Here is a 22,087-nt window from a genome sequence, read left to right as displayed (position 1 = left end):
ATTTAACTTGGCGCAGGCTTGGTCTAACCTCTGAGTTTGGTCCGTTGGCGCCCGGCATGTCGGTGAGCGACAGGAACCGGATTGAAATGGCGTTGCTCGGGCCTATCTTCGGGATGCCCAGTGCAACTCTCACTGCATTTGGTGTCGACTCGCAAACCGTACCGATGACCAATCAGCTTGGGATGCTTGGGTGGGATATCGCGGGATCAGGGTTTGTTCTCAGGCCCAAGAGTACCCGCGGGATGGGCAAGGTCGATGGCGGCAGCACCAAGGTGGTGGAGACCGAATCGTTGCCGCTGACGGGTCAAAAGCCTAGCTTGGAAGGTCCAGGACCAAATGCGCTGGACTTCACTGGTGGGGCGCCGAACGCGCTCTCGGGCATCGGTAATTCTGCGCATAACGCGGCAATCTACGCGAAGCTCAAAGTGGATCTGCGTACCACAGCAGATGCGAACGATATCGTGGTTTGCCTCAGGGCGACTGGTCAGTTGCCTCCGAGCTATGTGACTAAGAGCGAAGCAGCGCAGAATGGCTGACGACCTGGCAAAGCGCTAGAAAACAGCGTCCCGGGCGGGCAGATTGGTGGCGATGTGTTTCACAATACGACCGGCGTGCTTCCAAGCAGCGTTGGCAGAGTCTAGTAGGAGGCCGATGTAGAACTAACCGGTTCAAGATCCAAAGCAAGCCAGCCAGGAACTCGGCCCCTCTACTCAAACGACGACCTGCTGTTCATCACGAATGATCACTATAATTCCGTGCATGGCATTGGGCGATGGAAATGATATTGAATAAGATTATTATCGATGGAGAGCTTATCAACTCAGAACGTGATTTTCATGCGCAGATTGCAGAGCAGCTAGGCGTCGGTGTGTTCTATGGCAGAAACTTGGACGCACTATGGGACCTCTTGAGCTCCAGTATTGAACGCCCAGTCGAGCTGTCGTGGATCTCAAGTCAAAAATCTGTACTAGCGCTTGGACCTCGTTTTGACGACATAGTCGAAACTTTGCGACGAGTTGTCGAGCAGGATGCTCAATACGGTTGGGAAGATAGGTTCAGCTTTGCGTTGTCATAAATCATCAATGGCACGGAGTTGTCATTGGGCCGGTTGCTGACCATCGAGTAGCTACAGGACGTTGCAGAAAGCATGTCCAAGAACAGCCAGGTGGGCGGCCGGGTGCAGGTGTCGTTCGGCACCGCCTGGAGCGCCGACGGCTACGCCAGCGCGGGCAAGTCCAACGGCAGCTATCAGGGCGTGGGCCAGCAGTCGGGCCTGTTCGCCGGTGATGGTGGGTACCACGTCGATGCCGGCCACGTGAACCTGGTCGGCGGTGCGATTGCCAGCACCAATGCCACCAACAGCGAGCTGACCGCGCAGACGCTGACCTTCAGCGACCTGCAGAACCAGATGCAGCACAGCACCAGCTCGGGCGGCATCAGCGGTGGCTACGGCGGCGCGATGGAGGGCAACACGCCGGTGTTTGCCGGTGCCACGCCGAACTTCGGCGGTGGCGTGCCGATGAACGAGAAGGGCGGCGACAGCAGCACCACCTACGCCACGCTGACCGAAGGCAACATCGTCATCGGCGGCCAGAAGGTGACCGCCGCCGAGCTGGGCGTGAACACCGATGCCGCAACCGCACACCGCGCGATTGAGGCGATGCCCAATGCCGAGTTGCAGCTGGCCAATCAGCAGGCGATGGCCAATGCGATGGGCACGGTGATGGCCACCAGCAAGCAGATTGCCAATGATGTGCAGGCCTATAAGGCCAACAAGGCCGTTGAAGCCTACTTTGCCGACCTGACACCACAGGAAAAGGCAAATTTCAATGCCATGGATGCAGCGGCGCGTGATGCGGTGCTCACCCGATACAGCCAGGCCTACCGGGACTCGAAGCAGTAGGATATCGGTGGTGACAACAGCCGCGCGCTCGACGCAGTTACCACGTTGCTGTTAGGTGCCACCTCCGGGCAGGGCGGCGGCCAAGTGGTGGCCAATGCCCTGGCGCCGTATGCGGCGAACCTTATCGGTGACAAGTTCGATGCAAAACACGGCAGTGACCCAAACGCCGCGTTGCAGTTGCTGTCACATGCGCTGTTGGGTGCGCTGCTGGCTGAGGTCAATGGCGGTAACGCTGGGGGTGGTGCGGCAGCAGCAGCTGGTGGCGAACTGGCGGCGAAGCTGCTGACCGAGGCGCTGTATCCCGGCTACACCGGCGAGCTGAATGATCAGCAGAAGCAGACGATTCTGGCGTTGTCGCAGGCGGTGGCCGCCGTGGCTGGAAGCAGTGCTGGTGATGGGCTTGCAGGCACTGCATTGGCCGCTGGAATCGCGAAAAACTCTGTTGAGAACAACTATCTCGATGCCAAGCAGCTTCTTGCATTGGCTGAGGAACGCAAGGAGTGCAACGGCAACGAAGCCTGTGAGAGCGCGGCAAGTGAGCGCTGGGCTAAGGTCTCAAAACTGCAGGGCAAGGAGATGTTGGCGACATGTCAGCAAGCTGACGGCGCATGTGATCTTCAGTTCGCTCAGGCATGGGCATATGGGAAGACCGATGCGAGCCAACTTGGCTTGGGTCTTGACCAAGCGGCAAGCAAGGAACTTGTCATGAGGTTCCTCGAGACTGCCGCCGGCAAACCGTATAGGGGAGGGACAGGCTCATTCTTCATGCAAATGGGGATGGGGGCAGTGGATCCCGCGTCCGAGCTCGTAACCGGAGCATTGGGCTATGCGCTCGCCTTGGGAGATATAGCCCTGGCCCCTCAATATCATCGTGACCCTGTCACGGTTGAGTTCAAATACGAACGCATGATTGTGGGAACGCCGATCTTTGGGGACACATCTGGTAACCCAATCGAAGCCGGACGCTACAAGCTCGGAAATCTCGCGGGCCTCGACTTGGCTCTGCTCGGCGCGGCTTGGAGAAGCGGCAAGGTAGCAAGCGACATCAATCTTCGAAATGCGGGCGGGCTAGCTGATGAGGCTGCCGGCTCGATACGAGATGTTAACCCTGGCTATCCAAACTTTGGTCGAACTCACAATTGCGTGAACTGTTCCATCGCCACTGACTCAACCTTGGCAGGAAATCCTGCATCAGCACTGCCAATCAACCACACAAACGGCGTCCCGTTGAGCGTTCTGGAAAAGCAATACGGATCAAAGTTCGGCCCCATCACTCAACCCGATGATATCGTCCAACAAATGTTGCGTTCTGGAACTGGATCTCGAGGCATAATTTACGGGTCGTATGGTCCAGGACAGACTGGTCATGTATTCAATGTCGTCAATCAAAACGGGGTAATTCGCTTCCTTGATGGGCAGACAGGTAAGGCTGCTGATTTGAGCAAGTTCAAAACCCTGCATCTTCTAAAGACAAGGTAAATGAGGTGAGTTGTGATCACATACAGCCGGGCTCTATCGCAAGCTGTTGAGTACTTGGGGCAGTCTGAGATTCCGCTCCAGATTTGCCTTGAGGGTGAGTTCCAGGAAGGTTGGTACTTCTGCTACCAGTCAAAAGAGTTTTTAGAGACCGGGGACTTCTCTGCACAATTGGCGGGTAATGGACCCTTCTTGATTGATAGGGACTCTGGGGAGCTTGTGGTACTTGGCACAGCTAGACCATTGGAGGAATACCTAAATGAGTACGTGGAACAGAAAAGAGCGAGAATAGCTTGACTCGGTCTCTCTTAAAGGACTGGCGTAATCAGATGATGCAATGACCCACTGATTTCCTGCTCAGGTGTTACTTTCCCCGAAGGAGACACCGATGAGCGAAGTGATGGAAGAAGAGATCAAGCGTTGGACGGCCCGTCGCAAGTCGGCACTGGTCCTTGAGATCATCCAGGGCAAGACCACCGTGGCTGCGGCCAGTCGCCAGTTCGACCTGACGCCGGCGGAGATCGAGAGCTGGGTGGACGATGGCAAGCGCGGCATGGAGAACGCGCTGCGGGCCAAGCCGGAGGACGTGCGCGAGCAGTATGAGCGCCAGCTCAAAGACCTGCAGGAAGCCTACGGCGAGGCCATGCTGGAGATCCGCGCCCGAAAAAAGCTGGCGTCCCTGTTGGGAAAGGACGAGAGCTGATGCTCTCGGTCCAGCAGGGGCTGAAGGACGAAGGTGTAGCGATACCGATGACCAAGCTGTGCCAGTGGTTCGGCGTGGCGCGGCGGACGACGTACTACAAGCCGACCCGTTCGCCTGCAAAGGTCAAAGCGGAGCTTGCCGAGCCGATCAAGGAGATGATCGAGGCGGAGCCGTCGTTCGGCTACCGCACGGTGGCTGCATTGCTGGGCATGAACAAGAACACCGTCCAGCGGATCTTCCAGCTCAAGGGCTGGCAGGTGCGCAAGCGCGCACTTGGGCAACGGCCCAGGATCCAGGCAAAGGTCTCTCGTGCCGAACGACCCGACCAGCGATGGGCCACGGACCTGTGCCGTGTATGGGGCGGCAAGGACGGCTGGCTGAGTCTGGCGCTGGTGATCGACTGCAGCACGCGGCAGCTGCTGGGCTGGCACCTGTCGCGCACCGGCAAGGCGAGCACTGCCTCAGCCGCTCTGGAGCAGGCCTTGATCACCCGCTTTGGCACGCTGGGACGTGTGCCGGAGCCTTTCCTGCTGCGCTCGGATAACGGTCTGGTCTTCACCAGCCGTGACTACACGCGCCTGGTGCGCAGCTACGGCCTGAAACAGGAATTCATCACGCCGCACTGCCCGCAGCAGAACGGGATGGTGGAGCGCGTAATCCGGACACTCAAGGAGCAGTGCGTGCATCGCCACCGCTTTGAGAGCCAAGTCCATGCCCTGCGGATCATTGGCGACTGGATTGGCTTCTACAACCAACAGCGCCCACATCAGGCGCTGAAGATGATGCCCCCGGACGCGGCTTATGCCGCTACATTAACCGCATGACCTGAGCAGAAACCGGTGGGTCATTACACTACACCCGACTGGATTCTTATAACCCCAAGTACACGCAGTTGTCGAACATCAATGAAGCCACCGCAATAAAATATATAAACGAAGCTGTCTCAAAATATCCTGCCGGCGCTGTCATTGCCAACGTGCCTTCGAGTGGAACGTTGGCGGGGAAGCGGCTCGTAGGGGATTTAATTTTGGAGATTCCTCCGCAGCTGAAGCCGATTCCAAAGTCTATTCTAGATCACGCGGCGCGCCGAAATGTTACAATTAGAGATTCAAATGGGAGGGTGTATTGATAATGGATTCTATTATTTACTGTCAGCAGTGGTTTCGAAGATACAAGAAAATTGTAAATCCAATGTCCGCGGAAGAGGCGGAGAGGCTGCATAATGCCGGGCTTTCATACGCAGCACTGCTAGGGCCTGAGGATGCTCCTCGGGCATATGTTCAGATGCTGTTGGATAAGAAAGTAATATTAGTTGGATTCTTGGATGCGCATTGCCGTGAGTATTTGAGCTATCAGTTTGAGTTCATGGGCGGCTCAAGAATTTTCCTGAGTTTGGCTACATTTAGGAAGTATTCTATCGAAAGTGAATCCGTTATTTACGGCGAAACCTACTCATTTTCGGTTTCCGGAGAAGCTGCGATTCTGGAAACAGACTTCAGTACAAATGAGTCTCGTGAGCTTAGTAAGGAATATGATGCAAGTAGCCATTTTATCGAAATGCCTGACTTTGGTGATTTTGAGAGTCTGGCCAGAGAGGAGTGGTTATAGTGGTCCGCACAATTTCTAGAATTTGATGGAAATTTGCGGAACTCACCTTGCCGATGCCACTGTGGAGATCGTTCTGACCGCTGGAGCTTGGCGCATGCTCCTTTGCAATATCTCGTTCATGAGAGGATAGGCGAGTAGCTGACCACGTTCCCGATCTCCCGGTCATATTTCAATCGAGGATCTATTCTGTTGCGAGGAGAATGGAAAATCGAACCTCGCCGGCCTCCTGAACTTCCAGTTTCGGGGTGAAGAGGTGACAACTCTTCTAGAGGGTTCGAACAGGAGACTTTGTCGATGCAGCATGAAATCATCTACTGCCAGCGGTGGTTTTGACAGTATAGGAAAGTCGTGGATCCAGTTTCAACGGATGAAACGAAGTTTCGGCATCGTACCAGGCTTTCATATGTCGCTCTTTTGGGTGGTAAGGAAAGGTAATCCCCCCGCAGGTTAGCCGCAGCCAGAAGTGGAATTTTCTCGTAACCTAACCCGAGGAGATCCCATGAAGAAATCACGATTCACAGACAGCCGGATCATCGCCGTACTCAAGCAGGCCGAGGCCGGCACGCCTGTCCCGGACCTTTGCCGACAGCATGGCATCAGCTCAGCGACGTTCTACAAGTGGCGCAGCAAGTTCGGCGGCATGGATGCGTCCATGGTGTCCCAGCTAAAAGAACTGCAGGACGAGAACCGGCGGCTGAAGAAGATGTACGCCGATGCGCAGCTCAGTGCCGAGCTGCTGAAGGAAGCGCTCTCAAAAAAATGGTGAGGCCATCTCAGCGTCGCGAGATGGCCAGACGGGCGGTCCAGGCAGGCATCACCAGCATCGTTCATGCGTGCAGGACGTTCGAGGTGAGTCAGACCTGCTACCACTATCAGGCCAAGGCCTGCCAAGAAAATGCGATCATCGCCGACTGGTTGCTCAGGCTGACCAGCGCCTACCGCGATTGGGGCTTTGGGCTGTGCTTCCTGCACCTACGCAACGTGAAGGGCTTCGCTTGGAACCACAAGCGCGTGTATCGGATCTATCGCGATTTGGAGCTGAATCTGAGCATCAAGCCGCGCAAGCGCATCGTCCGGGAAGTGCCGGAGCCTTTGGCCGCGCCTGAGGCGGTCAACCAGACATGGTCGATGGATTTCATGCACGATCAGCTGGCTGATGGACGCAGCTTCCGGATGCTCAACGTACTGGATGACTTCAACCGCCAGGGACTGGCGATGGAGGTCGACATCTCCTTGCCTGCGGCGCGCGTCATCCGCAGCTTGGAACAGGTCATTCAATGGCGCGCAAAGCCCCGCGCCATACGCTGCGACAATGGGCCCGAGTACATCAGCGGAGCGCTGCAAGCATGGGCCGAGCGGCAAGACATTGCGCTGCTCTACATCCCGCCAGGCAATCCTCAGCAGAACGCCTACATCGAGCGCTACAACCGGACCGTGCGTCACGCTTGGCTTGCTAGCATCTGTTCAATGACATCGAACAGGTCCAGGAAATCACCACTCGTTGGCTATGGACTTACAACCACGAACGCCCAAGCATGGCGCTCGGCGGCATCACGCCAGTGCAGAAGCTTGCACTGGCAGCGTAGTTCCATTTTTGGCGACCGCTAAAAGCGGGGGGATTACACAGTAGTCGGGCCCAACCTTAGGCCAGGCAACATCTGGGAGACGTTCGAGCTGCCAGCGCTTAAGCAGAATCCAAAAGTTGATAAGATCATGACAGTCGACCCTTCTACTGGTAAGGATAAGCTGGTTTGGTCAAGAAAGTAGACACTATGAGCCTAATGAAAATAAGTATAGGTTCCATTTTTGCTGCCTACTATGGATTCGGGTTTGAAGCGTATCCGAAGGCCAGCAGGGAACGCTTGGAGGAATTGGTAGGTTCAGAGAGCCTGCGTGATTCGGAGAAGTTGATCGAAGAAGTGGTTAGCGAGCTTGGGCAGCTTCGTCCGGACTGGTCAACTCAATCCCTAGAATCCGTTGGTGATTGGGTCAAAGTGCAGATGCTTGCTACACGCCCAACTCTGGACGGACTCTCGCTCGATACACTGGCGTGGGTGTTCACCTGGTCCAATCGATAGGCCATGTACGGAACACCTAGTCGGCGTTCCAATTGCCAGTGTGATGATGATGACCTCCTCCCAATAATTCAGACCAGCCAGAACTAGAATATTCGGCGACACTCAGGCCCAAGGAGGCCCGTCGCCATGTGGAACCGGCTGCGGGCGCACTATTGGTACGCCTGTATTGACCGAGACCGCCGGCGCGTTGGCAGTGCAGGCCGGACGGGTCGGCGGCCCAGTTGGCGTGGAGAACGTCGGCCTGGTCGCACAGGGATGCAATGGGGCAAGGGCATCCATGCCCTAGGAATACTATCTGGCGAAGTTGATGCCGGAAGAAGCCAAGTTATCGGCCAAGTTCAAGACGTTCGACCTCTTCGATGACGCGACTGGCTTGGCAATCAGCGCGAAAGATCTGCATGCAACCAAGCTTTCCCGACTGACCAATCCGCGGCAGATATTTACGACCCTGAGGGGAAATATTGACGATGCAGCTGCTTTACTGGACACCGGCTCAGCAATGTCAGCCTGTTCGCATCGCAGATAACGCAGCGTGAGGTCCATGTGGCAATTCCAAAGAACACCGGGTCGGCTCAGTGGGATGAGGTTATGAAGGCTGTGGAATACGGCAAGTTCAAGGGAATTACAGTCAAGGTCACCACGGTTGAGTAATATGAATGACGTTGAAAAGAGACCGTCCGCGGTCATATTGAGTGGGAAGGATTTCATTCTTGTGCATACCCTTTCAGGCTACCGAAGTATGCGATGGGACCCGTTGGGGGAAAAAATCTTGTTACATGGCGGCGCCGAAGATCACCTAATCGGTGAGGCCCTTCTTAGAGCGCTGGATGCAAGCCGCTTTGTTCTCGCCGCGCCTCGTCATGACGTCTGGATCCATCCGGACGTGACCTTTGACAAGGACCTTTACGACCTAAAATTGAACGGGCAGTACTACGAGGCATGTATTGACGACGTTGTGCGTCAATTGGGGTACAAGAACAAGCGTGCGCTGTTCAAGGCTGTATCCAGCTGCCATGCCGAGCGCATTCGCGAGCAGATAGTCGTATCCCCTTCCGTCCAAGAAAAGCTCGATGCATGGGCAGCGCTGCCGGAAGATCAGAACGTCGTTTTGAGCGCCACAAGCACTCCTTCAGAGATTGGCGTCGGCGTTCGCCTTGCTATTTCACGCTGTAGTTGAACATCGGGCAGATCTATCAGCCATCGGGGCGCGGCCACTGCTGGTAGGACCGGGCTGATGTGGGTCACATGGCCCCTTGGGGTGCCGCGCCCGTCCAACTCGAGTGTTGCAAAGGAATCGCCACAGACAATCACGCTCGTTCTCCGGCTTCTATGTCTACGCTGAAGCGAGCGTGGGCAGCAGCAAGTCCAACGCGAACAGCACCACCTGGCAGAACACCACGCTGACCGGCCAGAAACTCTCGCTCAAGGCCGAGGGTGACACCACCCTGCGCGGTGCCACCGCGACGGCCGACCGCATCGATGGAAAGACCGGCGGCACGCTGACCATCGAGTCGCTGCAGGACGTTGCAGAAAGCATGTCCAAGAACAGCCAGGTGGGCGGCCGGGTGCAGGTGTCGTTCGGCACCGCGTGGAGCGCCGACGGTGACGCCAGCGCGCTCAAATCCAACGGCAGCTATCAGGGCGTGGGCCAGCAGTCGGGCCTGTTCGCCGGTGACGGCGGGCACCACGTCGATGCCGGACACGTGGACCTGGTGGGCGGTGCGATCGCCAGCACCGACGCCACCTTGTGAATCCCGTAATCTCTGATATCCATTCGGTCAAGAAGCCCGCCGAACCAAGCGGTGACGCGGCCATAGGCAAGCAATAGCCCTGAAATGTCGACAAAGAAGCGCGAGAGATCACCGAGTCTATGAGTAACCGAAAATTCGTATTGCTATGGTTGGCTGTGATTGTTCTGGCAATCGCCGTCCCCGTGCGCGTACTTTACGATCATAAGTTGATGTTCGAGTGGCTCGCCGCTGCGATGATCGTTGCGTACTTCGCCACGTGGTCATTCGCGGTCAGGGCGCGGATAAGTACCGTGCCTGGCCGCACCGAAGTGAGCGTTGCGGTGATTGCCTGGATCTCATTGCTGTTGAGTGCGGTTCTATTGGTACTGAAGATGCCGACTTCGTGAGATCGTCATATGCCGGGGCGGGACGGGGAGCCGATCCCTTACCCAGTCGGTGATGAACGATACGTCTTGTGATCACGGCAGGATCGGTTGAGATGGTAGGGGGGCTGCTTTGAATTCGATGAGTGGTGAGAAGATGGGCACCGTGTTCAAGAAGATATATCTAGCTCTATGGGGGGAGTGCTTGCTGTTTTGCGTGATTCAGCTGCTCCTTGTGCCTGCAATTTTGCTGCCTGAATCCTGGTTGGCCGATGGCGGCGGATCTTGGGCACGATTTGGGGAGGCAGTGCAGTGGGGTGTCCAGCACTATCCGGCTTCCTTTTCGCTGCTCAACCTTGTCCTCATTCCTCTCATGGTCGTGGTCTTCATTGGCAAAGTTGGTTGCGGGCTCCGCCCGTCCCGGTCCGAGGTGGGGCTGATGATGGCAGCGCTGAGCTTGCTCTTACCGTTCCAGATTGGAATATTCGTTGTGTTTGTCATTTCATAGTCGCTAGCGCGGAGCTTGGCTATAGGGCCGTGTAGCACGCATGGCAGTAGTAGCCACGATGATGGAGGCCCGAATTTTCTTGTTTTTGCGGGTTTGAGGTGTGGCAGTGGCTGAATTGAAACGTGATCCAAGAGGTTCGATGTCGTACTGGAACACATGGACAGTCTTCTCAGAGTCCTCCATCGACGCCATGTGGCGTCAGATAAACGAGGGCGTCGAGAACGAGGTCTATAAGCCTCAGTTTCTTTTCGACATTGCGCGGCGCCATGCGGATTTGCTGCTTTACCGCCACTCGCGCGGGGACGCCGTGCAGGCGATCGCTAGCAAGTTCGATGGACTGTTGGTGGCGTGGGAAGAGTCTGATCGAGTTGGTGCGAAGATTTGGGATAAGGAAACATATCTTCTTCGTCGCTCCTGGGCGAAAAATCTAGATTTCTACAACTTGAGCTTTCGCCTGATCGGAATGGCGATCTTGCTGGATGTCCCGGACAGCCAGTGGCGTCGTCTACTCGCTCTTATCGGCAACAATGGTGAGGACGCGGTACTGAATACGGTGATTGCATATCGCAGCCCAGGGCGTGTCATCGGATCTCATGTATGTTTCCCTAGGGCATACAAGAAGCTTCACCAGGTATTATTGGCTGAACCATGTGATAGGCCCGCACTGCTGCTCAGCTATCTGGAAGGCTGGTTCGAAGGACTGGAGGGCGCTGGATGTGGAGATCTGGATCGAGCGTTCAGAACCCCGTACTGGTGGAAGTTGTGTGCAGATGAAGCGCATGTAATGAAGGGTGGTTACTTCGGCTGTTGGTCTGTCGAGGCTGCCGTGGTGGCGAAGGCGCTGGCGATTGATGACGATGCTTGCCTGACGCATGTGAACTATCCGGTTGACCTGCTTGCTGACGGGCGCAGCCCTCGATACGTAGACATTGCGTCGCCATTTGAACCGGCGGTCGAAGCTGATGATCTCGCGCAGAGAAAGAGCTGGCTTTCCAGGATTCTAAAAAGAAAGTGACGCAATCGAAGAACGCCAAGCAAGGCGCAAGAAAGGCACATGGATGAGGATCGATGACAAATTGCGCCTTTGAGTGCTGCAATGAGTCGGAACTGCCTGCGGAACTAGAGCATCGCGTTGCCGGATTTGGCTTGCGGCCCGTGGTCGGCTCGATGAGGATGTCCTAAATGATGCAACGTTCTTACATTTTTTCCTGGATAGTGTGCTTGACCAGCTTGGCGGCAGTGCTGACCAACTACGTAATGAGCTACAGCTTCCTTGGCTGCGACGGCAGAGGTTCGTTCTCGCTCGCGCTATGTCATTTTCTGCGCCCTTGCATGGATGCTTTTCTACTCATCGCTTTTGTATCGCTCCCTGTACTGACTCTCGCCCTGATTGTGCGTGTCGCTATGTCCGGTCGGTTCCGTCGGTGGGAGACGCTTCTTGCAACGGGATCGCTGCTCCTGTTCGCGGCAAGTGCAACGTTCTTCCCATCTTCATAGGTGAGCAGCCACGTAATCCTGTGGGCGGGATACACCGCGGGGGGCGGTCAGGATAAATAGTCTCAGCGGCCCGGGCTGTCGACGTCGCTGGCGCTGATCGGCTCAAGTATCCACCTGCCTTCCGTATCGACGCTCACGTCTACCGTGAACTCACCCTCCAGACTGTCACTGGCCAGCAGCAGCCGCGTGCCATCGAGCAGGAATTCCTCTGGCTGCAGCACGATGGTGAACACACCGTCGGTCGCACCGCCCACCATCGCGCGGTTGCGAACCAGTAGATAGCCGTCGCCGACGATATAGCCGCCCACGATGGATCCCGTCATGGGGGGGGCGCCTTCCCCGCGAAACTCACCGGTGAGGTGCGGATTCGTTTCTTTGCGGGCCTCCTCGACGGCATCCACCAAGCGCGGGTCAGCCACCAGGCGATAGGGCGAGGGAATCAAAAGGCGTGCGGCGCTGGAGCCCATGTAGAGGTCGAGCAGCGGCTGCAGATGTGCGCCGCGCTCACTGTTCAATTCCTCGACCAATGCCTGGTTGCTGGCGTCAATCTCAGGGACCGGATGGATATCGCCAGTGACTGGATACAGGGCAAGCAACATATCAAGCGGACTGCGCCCGGCAGCCACATCCATCTGCCAGTGCTGTTGGGTTGTTTCGAGCAGCGCACCTGCAAGGCTGCCCAGCAGATACGTCTGGTACCCATGGCCGCGGGTGAAATTGGGCTGCAATCCAGCATGCCACGGAAAGACGTAGCGCAGCGACTGGCGAATCCGTGCATCACGATCGGTTGGGTCAGCGATGTCAGCGGCGGCCAGCAGCTGCAGCTCGGCATACTGCGCCATGCCTTCGATGATCTCCTGGCTCGTCATCTCAGTCACGCTTCCATGGACGTCTGCAAAGGCCTGATACCACGTGGAGGCGTGGCGCAGGTGCTGGCTCTGCTCGGCCGGCTGCGCCAGGGCCCGGTGCATTGCATCGTACAGATGCGCTCGCTGCCTTGACCACGACGCGGTGACGGGGTACTCGGCGAAACCATTGGCGCGCGGTGCGACCCATCGGCTTCTCATCTGGAAGTCATGGAACTTCTCGTGAGTGGCCAGCCGAAAGATCCGACGTGCCGGCTCGGTGTCGCCGGGAAAGATGGGCGATGGTGGGCCGCTCACGGCCGCATCCAGCTGGATGACCACTGCGCGACGTCCCGCGACATCGGCAAAGAAGAACACCCAATCGGGGAACCCAGGTGCCAAGGGGTCAATCACGCTGCGATCCAGTTCGCGTTGGCCGTCAGTCGTCACTTCGACCGCCCGATTCTCGAACAGCAGCACTGCGGATTGCGCATCGAAGTCCGCACCCGGCCAGATATCGGGGGCAAGAGGCCACGATCTGGCTACCATTGCCTGCACCTCGTCCACAATGTTGCTCGGATCGTATGCGTTCGCCGCGGTGGGGTTCGAGGTGACAAGCACGCCTATCCCGACGAGGCACACCATCATGTCTGTCATCCATCCTTTCATGCATTGACTCCTCATTTGGTCCATCGCGTGTTACGACCTCGAACCCGACAGCGGTCGTGCGGAACGGGTGATCCAGCGGACTCTGAGGGCTGATGCCTGTGGTCGACAGTCGGGAAAGTCTGAAAGGCCCTGGATAGCGATACACATCCCACATTGAGGTGGGAGAATCTCGATGATCGCAATCAGAAATCCGCTGCCTAGTGGTGTCGTCAATCCACAGCTTGGATGCGGTGTTGGCCGGTTGTCCTCACGGCGGGCGCACTTGCAAGGATGCGCAAGGTGACGTGCAATGCGACCATGACCCTCAATCGATTCCTAGTGTCGGCGATGGTGCTGGTGTTGTCCGCCTGCGCCAGTACCACCGTCCGCAGCCCGCTCGCCAGCTGGGTGCCGTCGCCGAACCACAACGTGCGCGCGCCGGTCGTTATCGTCCTGCACCACACCGATCAGCATTCCGTGCAGGAGAGCCTGGATACGCTGCGTAGTGCCAACAGCGGCGGCAAGGTCAGCTCGCACTATCTGGTCGGGGCCGATGGCCACATCTACCAACTGGTGGGCGATGACCGGCGCGCCTGGCATGCCGGTCCCGGGCGCTGGGGCACCATCACCGATCTCAACTCGGCCTCGATCGGCATCGAGATCGACAACGACGGCGACACGCCGTTCGCATCGGCACAGATCGCGGCCTTGATCCGCCTGCTGGTTGACCTGTGCACGCGCCTGCGCATCCCGCGCAGCCAGATCATCGCGCATGCCGATCTGGCCCCGTCGCGCAAGCAGGATCCCAGCCGTTTCTTCCCGTGGCAGCAGCTGGCCGAAGCCGGTTTCGGCGTATGGCCGCGCGCGACCGATGGCCCGGCGCCGATGGGCTTCGATCCCTGGATGGCCCTTCAGACCTTCGGTTACCCGATGGACGACCGGGCGGCGGCCGTCGGCGCCTTCCATCGCCGCTTCCGCGGCCGCGACGATCTGCCCGCAGATCTCGATGCCGAAGACGCCCGCATCCTGCACTCGCTGCTGTTGCAACAGGAACGCCGCCCATGAAGTTCACGGCCGTCCTCTCCGTACTCAAGCACGCCGCGCTGATGGGCGTGGGATTGGCGCTGTTGAGTGCCTGCGCGGTCGCGCCGCAGCGCCCGGCATCACCGCCGGTGCAAACCAGCACCTACGCGAAGGCAAACTGGAACGCATTGCCCGCCGTCGCGGATGCCGATCTGCAGGCTGGCTTCGCGGCCTGGCGCAGTGCCTGCCCGCGCCTGAAGACGGAGGCCAACTGGGCACCCACCTGCGCAGCGGCGGCCAACGTTGCCACCACACCGGCCGGCATCCGCCAGTTCTTGCAGGCCAATCTCGACGTCTATGCGCTGCGTGCCGCCGGCAACCGGGCCGACGGCCTGATCACCGGCTACTACGAGCCGATCTATGCCGGCAGCCTCACCCGCACCGCGAAGGCATCGGTGCCGGTGTACGGCGTGCCCGACGACATGGTCAGCGTCCAGCTCGACAGCCTTTACCCCGAACTCAAGGGCAAGCGCCTGCGCGGCCGCGTGGAGGGGCGCGTGCTCAAGCCGTATGACGATGCAGCGCGGATCGCCACGAACGGCGTCAAAGCCCCCGTATTGGCCTGGCTGACCAGCCCGATGGACCTGCAGTTCCTGCAGATCCAGGGCTCCGGTCGCGTGCAGCTGGCCGATGGTCGTCAACTGCGGATCGCCTACGCCGACCAGAATGGCCATCCCTACCGCCCGATCGGCCGCTGGCTCGTGGAGCAGGGTGAGTTGAAGCAGGCCGACGTGAGCATGGCCGCCATCCGCGCCTGGGCCGATGCCCATCCCGCACGCGTGCCCGAGCTGCTGGCCAGCAACCCCAGCTATGTGTTCTTCACCCGTGGCCCGGACAGCGATGACGGCCCGCGCGGCTCGTTGAACGTGCCGCTGACCGCCGGCTACAGCGTCGCCGTGGACCGCAACGTCGTGCCGCTGGGCAGCCTGTTGTGGCTGTCCACCACGCGGCCGGACGGTACCGCGCTGGTGCGCCCGGTCGCCGCGCAGGACACCGGCGGTGCCATCACCGGCGAAGTACGCGCGGACCTGTTCTGGGGTACCGGCGATGCGGCCGGCGAGCTGGCCGGGCACATGAAGCAGAAGGGCACGATCTGGATGCTGTGGCCGAAGGGTGTGGCGTTGCCGAAGGCGCCCGACCCCGCCAACTGACGGCGGGTGCACGCTGCCCGGGCGTTTGCCAGCGCGCCGCTGCGCGCAGCACAAGATCAACACGCCTGCCGTTTTGCACTACATTGGTGCAATGACCACCGCGCTCCTGCCCCCCGCCCTCGACGCCCTCGGCACTCCGGTTGCCTGGGCCGACGCCAGCGGCCGTGTGGTGGGCTGCAATCCGGCCTTCGCCCGCTGGCTGGGTGTGAGCGTGCGCCGCCTGCTGGGCCAGCCGCTGGCCTCGCTGGAGGCCCAGGGCGACGCCTTGGCCCACTTCCTGGCCCGCGATGAGCGCGACACCCTGCGCCTGCACCGGCTGGCCTTGGCGCTGCCTGGCGATGCACCCCGTTTTGCCGAGGGGTGGCTCAGCCGCTGGGACGAGGGCGGCTGGCTGCTGGAGGCGCATCCGGTCGATGAATTCCCGGGGTTGGACCCCACCCAGGCGCTGCCCAGCGCGCTCAGTGCCGCGCTCAAGGGCCTGGCGCATGAGCTGCGCAATCCGTTGGCGGGATTGAAGGGCGCGGCCCAGCTGCTGGCACGCCGCAACGCGCAACGCGATCCGGACGAGCGTGAACTGATCGAGCTGATCGGCTCGGAGATCGAACGCCTGAACGGCCTGCTCGAGCAACTGCTGTCGCCCGCGCCGGCCGCGCCGCATGCGCCGCTCAATATCCACGCCTCGCTGGAGCGCGTCCTGCGCCTGGCCGAGAGCGAGGGTGGCTGGGCGGTCCGTATACAGCGCGATTACGACCCCAGCATTCCCGAGTTCGATGGCGATGCGGACCGCCTTACCCAGGCCGTGTGGAACCTGGTCCGCAATGCGATTCAGGCAGGTGCGGGCACCGTCACCCTGCGCACGCGTGTGGAGCACGGCGTACGCATCACCGATCAGCTGCATACGCTGGCGCTGCGGCTGGAAATCGCCGATGACGGCCGTGGCGTGCCCGAAGACCTGGCCGAGCATCTGTTCCTGCCGCTGGTCAGTGGCCGCGCCGAGGGCACCGGGCTGGGCCTGGCGCTGGCCCAGCAGGTCGCGCGCGAGCACCGCGGCACCCTGACTTACCGCTCCCGCCCGGGCCATACCGTATTCACTGTGCTGCTGCCGATCGGGCAGGGCACCCCCGCCGAGGACACTGCCGCCCATGGCTGACCAGGTCGACACCACCGCCCAGCGCGTCTGGGTGGTCGACGATGACCGCGCGGTGCGCTTCGTGCTGTGCACCGCGCTGCGCGAGGCCGGCTACCGCGTCGAAGGGTTCGACGGAGCGGCTGCCGCGCTGGCGATGCTGGCCGAACAGGCGCCGCCGGATCTGCTGTTCACCGATGTCCGCATGCCCGGCGATGATGGTCTGGTCCTGCTGGACAAGCTCAAGGCGGCGCATCCGCAGTTGCCGGTGATCGTGATGTCGGCCTATACCGATGTGGCGAGCACGGCCGGTGCCTTCCGCGGCGGTGCACAGGAGTTCCTGTCCAAGCCATTCGATCTGGATGACGCGGTCGCGCTGGCGCAGCGCGTCCTGCCGGCCCCGGATGTCACCCTGGCCGAGCCGAGCGAGACCGCCAGCGCGACGCCGCCGGATCAGCGCCCGCAGTTGGTCGGCGATACGCCGGCGATGCGCGCGCTGTTCCGCGCCATCGGGCGCTTGGCGCAGGCACCGCTGTCGGTGCTGATCAACGGCGAAACCGGCACCGGCAAGGAACTGGTCGCGCATGCGCTGCACCACGAGTCGCCGCGCGTGCAGGGCCCGTTCGTCGCGCTCAATACCGCGGCGATTCCCTCCGAACTGCTGGAAAGCGAACTGTTCGGCCATGAGGCGGGCGCGTTCACCGGTGCACAGCGTCGCCATATCGGCCGCTTCGAGCAGGCCAATGGCGGCACCTTGTTCCTGGATGAAATCGGCGACATGCCGTTACCGCTGCAGACGCGCCTGCTGCGCGTGCTGGCCGAGGGCGAGTTCTTCCGCGTGGGCGGGCGCGAGCTGATCCGCGTCGATGTGCGCGTGATCGCCGCGACCCACCAGGATCTGGAAACGCTGGTGGCGCAGGGGCGCTTCCGCGCCGATCTGCTGCACCGGCTGGATGTGGTGCGGCTGCGGTTGCCGCCGCTGCGCGAGCGTCGCGACGATGTCGCGCAGCTGGCCGAGACCTTCCTGGCCGCGGCCGCACACAAACTCGATACGCCGCCCAAACGACTGACTGCTGCTGCGTTGCAGGCGCTGCGCGAACACGATTGGCCCGGCAACGTGCGCGAGCTGGAGAACGTCTGCTGGCGCATGGCCGCGCTGGCGGCGGCCGACAGCATCGGCGTGGCCGATGTGGACAGCGCACTGCACCGCGGTGCGGGTGCGCCGCGCTCACGCAGTGCCGGTGATCCGGGGCAGTGGGAAACGCTGCTCTCGGCGTGGGCGCGCCAGCGTCTGGCCGAAGGTGCCGAAGGCCTGCACGCGCAGGTGCGCGATCGGGTCGACCAGGCGCTGCTCGAAGCGGCCCTGCAGATCACCCATGGCCGCCGTGCCGAGGCCGCCGCGCGGCTGGGCATGGGCCGCAACACCCTCACCCGCAAGCTCGGCGCCGGCCGCCGTCGCGGCGGATGAGCCGCATGTCCACATCGCGTGTGCGCCATGTCCGGGCCGCTTTCATGGCCCGTGGACGAGCACACGGTTAGTTTGCAACCAAGGAGTCTTCCCATGCGCAGTTCCCAAGTCGTCCTCGCTGCGGTGATCGCGGTCGGTCTGGCCGCCTGCGGCAGCACACCGCCGCCGCGCCCGGTCGCCCCCGTCGTACCGGTGGTCAGCACCGCGCAGATGGCCGAATCCAATCTGTCGCCGGCCTCGGCCAGTCTGGTCAGTGGACGCCTGGCGCTGGTGCCGGACGCCCGTGGCGTGCACATCACCGGTGTCATCGGTGGTCTGCAGCCGCTGCAGGTGGCCGGGTTCCACGTGCATGAGCGCGGCGACTGCAGTGCAGTGGATGCCAGCAGCGCCGGTGCGCATTTCAATCCTGCCGGGCAACCGCATGGCCGCAACAGTGCCGGTGCGCATCACGCCGGTGACATGGACAACCTGCGCGCCGATGCGCAGGGCCGCGTCAACGTGGACATCCGCCTGCCAGCGGTTACCCTTGGCGGCGGCGCAGCCACCGATATCGCCGGACGTGCGCTGATCGTGCACGCCAACGCCGACGATTACCGCAGCCAGCCGGCCGGCAACGCCGGTGCCCGAATTGCCTGCGGCGTCATCCGGGTCGTGCGCTGATCGCGCAGTCCCACGACGTCGTTTCTTCCAACGCTACCCGCAAGGAGATCCACATGCGCCTGATCCACACCACGCTGTTCGCTGCCATCGCCGCGCTCGGCCTGACCGCCTGCAACAAGCCGGCCGACACCACCCCGGAAGCCACCCCGGCTGCCGAAGCCACGGCGTCCCAGCCAACCGCTGAAGCGACCCCCGAGGCACCGCCGGCAATGACCAGCGAAGCCCATGCCAACCACACCGCCAGTGCCGACCTTGCTGCCACCCAGGGCAATGACGTCAAAGGCACCGTGACCTTCAGCGTCGTCGACGGCAAGGTCCACGTGAAGGGCCAGGTCAGCGGCCTGAAGCCGAACAGCGAGCATGGCTTCCACATCCATGAGAAGGGCGACTGCAGTGCGCCGGACGGCGCCAGCGCCGGTGGCCACTTCAATCCGGGCCAGGAAGACCATGGCAGCGTCGCCAGCGAGCCGCATCACGGTGGCGACATGCCCAACATCAAGGCCGACGCCCAGGGCAACGCCGTGGTCGATGCCCCGGTCTCGACCAACGTCAACATCGGCAAGGGCGATGGCTTCGACATCATCGGCCGCGGGCTGATCGTCCATGCCGACGCGGATGACTACAAGACCCAGCCGACCGGCAATGCCGGTGCACGCCTGGCCTGCGCGGTGATCAAAGCGGCCCCGTAATCCGGGCCGTGTTTGACGAAAAAACGCCGGCGAACGCCGGCGTTTTTTTTAAATAACGGGGACGGAGGTAGTTAAGCCGCCGGCTTAACTACCTCCGTCCCTATTAACGCGCCAGCAATTCGCGCGCGTCCTGCCCGGCCTCGCAATGCACGAACAGCACCGGCAGGCCGTGCGCTTCCAGCACGGCGGCCATCTGCCGCTGGCGGATCAGGTACTGGTCGTAGATGCCCTGCAGGCGATCACAGTCGCCGGTGCCGTGGTTGTAGTACGCACACCAGCCGGCGGGATCGAACAGCGCCATACGCACTTCGCCATCAGCGTATCGAAGCAGCGGCTCCGGCGCGGCATCCAGCCACTCTTCCACGTGCGGTGCCATCAGCGCGGTTTCGATCAGCGGCCACAGAATCGCCAGGCCCTGGTTGTCGTACTGCATCGACATCATCGCGGCGAGGTCATTCACCGTGAAATAGCGGGCGTGCTCGATCTGCGCGCCGAAGGCATTCTGCGCCTGCAGCGCGGTATCGGCCTGCGCCATGCCCTGGGCCAGCAGCACCTCTTCCAGTGCTTCGGCCACGGCCTGGGTCTGGACGACTTCGGTGCCGGTCAGCAGGAACGGGACGACCCGCAGGCCGCCGCCGGTGAGGCTGGCATCGGCCTGGAACGGCAGCGGGACATCGCCGTCGGCGCCGGCACCAAAGGCCAGCACGCGCGGGCCCTGGTTGCGGCCCGGGGCGCGCATCTGCAGTTCTTCCAGGCGCCGGTGCACCGGCCAGCCCGGGCGCAGGATTTCCGCCGGATCGAAATGGGCGCCGGCGAACACGAAGTCCAGCCCGCTGACGCCGGGCACCAGCTTGGCCAGATCGCGGCCGACGCGTTCGGCCAGTTCACCAGCCTGTTCGGAGGACAGCGCGGCATGGCGCGGGGCGTCGCCGCCGGCCAGTTCCAATGCCAGTACGCCAATGGCATTCATGCCGTGGTCGGGTTTGCTCATGGTTTCACGGTTGGCCCATCACAGGGCGGCAGCTACACTTGGCCCCATTATGCCTGCTCCTTCGTGCAGGCCATGTTGCAGACACCCCTCCCATGCCAGGTATCTCCATGCCCAACGCCCGTCCCGTCGCCATCCTCGGCGGCGTCCGCATTCCGTTCTGTCGCCAGAACACGGCTTATTCGGACGTCGGCAACCTCGGCATGTCGGTGCGTACCCTCGGTGCGCTGGTCGAACGCTTCGGCCTGCACGGCCAGCAGTTGGGCGAAGTGGCGATGGGCGCTGTGATCAAGCACTCCAGCGACTGGAACCTCGGCCGCGAAGCCACGCTGTCCTCGGGCCTGTCCCCGCTGACCCCGGGCATCACCATGCAGCGCGCCTGCGGCACCTCGCTGGACACGATCATCGCGGTGGCCAACAAGATCGCGCTGGGCCAGATCGATTCGGGCATCGGCGGCGGCTCGGATACCACCTCCGATGTGCCGATCGTGTACGGCAAGAAGCTGCGCGCGCGCCTGCTGGCGGCCAACCGGGCCAAGAGCACCGGCGACAAGCTCAAGGCACTGACCCGCGGCTTCAAGCTGAGCGAGCTCAAGCCGGAATTCCCGGGCGTGGCCGAGCCGCGTACCGGCAAAAGCATGGGCGACCACTGCGAAGACATGGCCAAGGAGTGGAACATCTCCCGCGACTCGCAGGACGAGTGGGCTGTGTCCTCGCACAAGAAGCTGGCCGCCGCCTATGAGCGCGGGTTCTTCACCGATCTGATCGCGCCGTTCCGCGGCGTGGAGCGCGACAACATCCTGCGCGCCGACACTTCGCTGGAAAAACTGGCCACGCTGAAGCCGGCGTTCGACAAGGTCTCCGGGCGCGGCACGCTGACCGCCGCCAACTCCACCCCGCTCACCGATGGTGCCTCGGCGGTGCTGCTGGCCAGCGAAGAATGGGCGCGCGCGCATGGCCATGAGCCGCTGGCCTACCTGCGTGATTCGCAGGTGGCCGCGGTTGATTTCGTGCACGGCGAAGGCCTGCTGATGGCACCGACCATCGCCGTGCCGGAGATGCTCAAGCGCAACGGCCTGACCCTGCAGGATTTCGACCTCTACGAAATCCACGAAGCGTTCGCCGCCCAGGTGCTGTGCACGCTGCGCGCGTGGGAAAGCGAAGACTACTGCCGCAACCGCCTCGGCCTGGATGCGCCGCTGGGCAGGATCGACCCGGCCAAGATCAATCCGCTGGGCTCCTCGCTGGCCACCGGCCACCCGTTCGCCGCCACCGGTGCCCGCGTGATCGCCACGGCGGCCAAGCAGCTGGCCGAGCGCGGCGGCGGCCGCGCGCTGGTCTCGATCTGCACCGCCGGTGGCATGGGCGTGGTGGCGATCGTCGAGCGCTGATCGCCCTGCGCTTCATTGAACGAAGAAGGCCGCCCAAGGGCGGCCTTCTTTTTTGTATCCGGCGGAGGTGTGCACCCTTCGGCTCTGGTAGTGCCGGCCGCTGGCCGGCTCCTCAAATCCTCTCCGGGACTCCGCATTGCCGGCCAGCGGCC

At 61.4% G+C, this 22,087-nt stretch carries 23 protein-coding genes and 1 pseudogene; 22 read left to right on the top strand and 2 right to left on the bottom strand.

Going from position 1 to position 22,087, the window contains the following annotated elements; all coding sequences use genetic code 11:
- The first annotated feature begins 56 nt into the window (after positions 1-56).
- The 15 genes and pseudogenes from QMX81_RS10030 (at position 57) to QMX81_RS09960 (ending at position 11,404) form a co-directional block, all read left to right on the top strand.
- Positions 57-536 (top strand): hypothetical protein, encoded by a 480-nt coding sequence (locus tag QMX81_RS10030; RefSeq protein ID WP_220668932.1) that lies wholly within the window; start codon positions 57-59, stop codon positions 534-536.
- Positions 537-784: 248 nt separating this feature from the next.
- Positions 785-1,075, top strand: a complete 291-nt coding sequence (locus QMX81_RS10025) for a barstar family protein (RefSeq protein ID WP_282261094.1) — start codon at positions 785-787, stop codon at positions 1,073-1,075.
- Between the two features lie 72 nt (positions 1,076-1,147).
- On the top strand, positions 1,148-1,903 hold the full coding sequence (locus QMX81_RS10020; RefSeq protein WP_282261092.1) for a hypothetical protein: 756 nt from the start codon (positions 1,148-1,150) through the stop codon (positions 1,901-1,903).
- A 45-nt stretch (positions 1,904-1,948) separates the two neighbouring features.
- On the top strand, positions 1,949-3,382 hold the full coding sequence (locus QMX81_RS10015; protein WP_259462223.1) for a toxin glutamine deamidase domain-containing protein: 1,434 nt from the start codon (positions 1,949-1,951) through the stop codon (positions 3,380-3,382).
- 385 nt (positions 3,383-3,767) lie between these two features.
- Positions 3,768-4,082 (top strand): DUF1153 domain-containing protein, encoded by a 315-nt coding sequence (locus QMX81_RS10010; RefSeq protein ID WP_121042179.1) that lies wholly within the window; start codon positions 3,768-3,770, stop codon positions 4,080-4,082.
- Entirely contained in the window at positions 4,082-4,906 is an 825-nt protein-coding gene (locus QMX81_RS10005) for an IS3 family transposase (RefSeq protein ID WP_282261085.1), read from the top strand. Before QMX81_RS10010 ends, QMX81_RS10005 begins: the two co-directional genes overlap by 1 nt.
- Positions 4,907-5,213: 307 nt before the next feature.
- On the top strand, positions 5,214-5,690 hold the full coding sequence (locus QMX81_RS10000; protein WP_147433817.1) for a hypothetical protein: 477 nt from the start codon (positions 5,214-5,216) through the stop codon (positions 5,688-5,690).
- Between the two features lie 499 nt (positions 5,691-6,189).
- A pseudogene (locus QMX81_RS09995) lies at positions 6,190-7,276 on the top strand (IS3 family transposase).
- A 165-nt stretch (positions 7,277-7,441) separates the two neighbouring features.
- Positions 7,442-7,768 carry a hypothetical protein gene (locus QMX81_RS09990; RefSeq protein WP_121036598.1) on the top strand — a complete coding sequence of 109 codons (327 nt, stop codon included), beginning with the start codon at positions 7,442-7,444 and terminating at the stop codon, positions 7,766-7,768.
- Between the two features lie 295 nt (positions 7,769-8,063).
- The gene (locus QMX81_RS09985) at positions 8,064-8,294 is read left to right on the top strand and encodes a hypothetical protein (RefSeq protein WP_336619085.1); all 231 of its coding nucleotides are present in this window, start codon (positions 8,064-8,066) and stop codon (positions 8,292-8,294) included.
- Between the two features lie 126 nt (positions 8,295-8,420).
- Positions 8,421-8,945, top strand: a complete 525-nt coding sequence (locus QMX81_RS09980; RefSeq protein WP_282261071.1) for a contact-dependent growth inhibition system immunity protein — start codon at positions 8,421-8,423, stop codon at positions 8,943-8,945.
- A gap of 103 nt (positions 8,946-9,048) precedes the next feature.
- Entirely contained in the window at positions 9,049-9,519 is a 471-nt protein-coding gene (locus QMX81_RS09975) for a hemagglutinin repeat-containing protein (protein ID WP_282261069.1), read from the top strand.
- A gap of 119 nt (positions 9,520-9,638) precedes the next feature.
- The gene (locus QMX81_RS09970; RefSeq protein WP_282261068.1) at positions 9,639-9,905 is read left to right on the top strand and encodes a hypothetical protein; all 267 of its coding nucleotides are present in this window, start codon (positions 9,639-9,641) and stop codon (positions 9,903-9,905) included.
- Positions 9,906-10,038: 133 nt separating this feature from the next.
- Positions 10,039-10,389, top strand: a complete 351-nt coding sequence (locus QMX81_RS09965) for a hypothetical protein (RefSeq protein WP_282261066.1) — start codon at positions 10,039-10,041, stop codon at positions 10,387-10,389.
- A 100-nt stretch (positions 10,390-10,489) separates the two neighbouring features.
- Entirely contained in the window at positions 10,490-11,404 is a 915-nt protein-coding gene (locus QMX81_RS09960; RefSeq protein WP_336619084.1) for a PoNe immunity protein domain-containing protein, read from the top strand.
- 544 nt (positions 11,405-11,948) lie between these two features.
- Here QMX81_RS09960 and QMX81_RS09955 read toward each other — a convergent pair.
- The gene (locus QMX81_RS09955; protein ID WP_282261062.1) at positions 11,949-13,400 is read right to left on the bottom strand and encodes a hypothetical protein; all 1,452 of its coding nucleotides are present in this window, start codon (positions 13,398-13,400) and stop codon (positions 11,949-11,951) included.
- A gap of 297 nt (positions 13,401-13,697) precedes the next feature.
- Between QMX81_RS09955 and QMX81_RS09950 the strand changes: the two genes are divergently transcribed.
- The 6 genes from QMX81_RS09950 (at position 13,698) to QMX81_RS09925 (ending at position 19,556) form a co-directional block, all read left to right on the top strand.
- Entirely contained in the window at positions 13,698-14,444 is a 747-nt protein-coding gene (locus QMX81_RS09950; protein WP_282261060.1) for an N-acetylmuramoyl-L-alanine amidase, read from the top strand.
- Positions 14,441-15,613 carry a murein transglycosylase A gene (locus QMX81_RS09945; protein ID WP_121044490.1) on the top strand — a complete coding sequence of 391 codons (1,173 nt, stop codon included), beginning with the start codon at positions 14,441-14,443 and terminating at the stop codon, positions 15,611-15,613. The genes QMX81_RS09950 and QMX81_RS09945 overlap by 4 nt, the downstream gene beginning before the upstream one ends.
- A gap of 91 nt (positions 15,614-15,704) precedes the next feature.
- The gene (locus QMX81_RS09940; protein WP_121044488.1) at positions 15,705-16,763 is read left to right on the top strand and encodes an ATP-binding protein; all 1,059 of its coding nucleotides are present in this window, start codon (positions 15,705-15,707) and stop codon (positions 16,761-16,763) included.
- Positions 16,756-18,207, top strand: coding sequence for a nitrogen regulation protein NR(I) (gene ntrC / locus QMX81_RS09935; protein ID WP_121044485.1), 1,452 nt, complete (start codon positions 16,756-16,758; stop codon positions 18,205-18,207). Before QMX81_RS09940 ends, ntrC begins: the two co-directional genes overlap by 8 nt.
- 93 nt (positions 18,208-18,300) lie before the next feature.
- A complete protein-coding gene (locus QMX81_RS09930) occupies positions 18,301-18,867 on the top strand; it encodes a superoxide dismutase family protein (protein ID WP_259260601.1) in 567 nt (188 codons plus the stop codon).
- A gap of 53 nt (positions 18,868-18,920) precedes the next feature.
- Positions 18,921-19,556: a superoxide dismutase family protein gene (locus QMX81_RS09925; RefSeq protein ID WP_121044480.1), complete on the top strand. Its 636-nt coding sequence runs from the start codon at positions 18,921-18,923 to the stop codon at positions 19,554-19,556.
- Positions 19,557-19,659: 103 nt separating this feature from the next.
- Here the strand turns inward: QMX81_RS09925 and QMX81_RS09920 are convergent, their stop codons facing one another.
- Positions 19,660-20,547, bottom strand: a complete 888-nt coding sequence (locus QMX81_RS09920; RefSeq protein ID WP_070472014.1) for a hypothetical protein — start codon at positions 20,545-20,547, stop codon at positions 19,660-19,662.
- A 92-nt stretch (positions 20,548-20,639) separates the two neighbouring features.
- Between QMX81_RS09920 and QMX81_RS09915 the strand changes: the two genes are divergently transcribed.
- Positions 20,640-21,935 carry an acetyl-CoA C-acetyltransferase gene (locus tag QMX81_RS09915; protein ID WP_121044474.1) on the top strand — a complete coding sequence of 432 codons (1,296 nt, stop codon included), beginning with the start codon at positions 20,640-20,642 and terminating at the stop codon, positions 21,933-21,935.
- Positions 21,936-22,087 lie beyond the last annotated feature (152 nt).

Source organism: Stenotrophomonas sp. PS02301 (genome assembly GCF_029959485.1).
GTDB classification, from domain to species: Bacteria; Pseudomonadota; Gammaproteobacteria; order Xanthomonadales; family Xanthomonadaceae; genus Stenotrophomonas; species Stenotrophomonas maltophilia_Z.
Note: the sequence above shows the minus strand (reverse complement) of the source record. Positions and strands in the feature narration are given on the sequence as shown.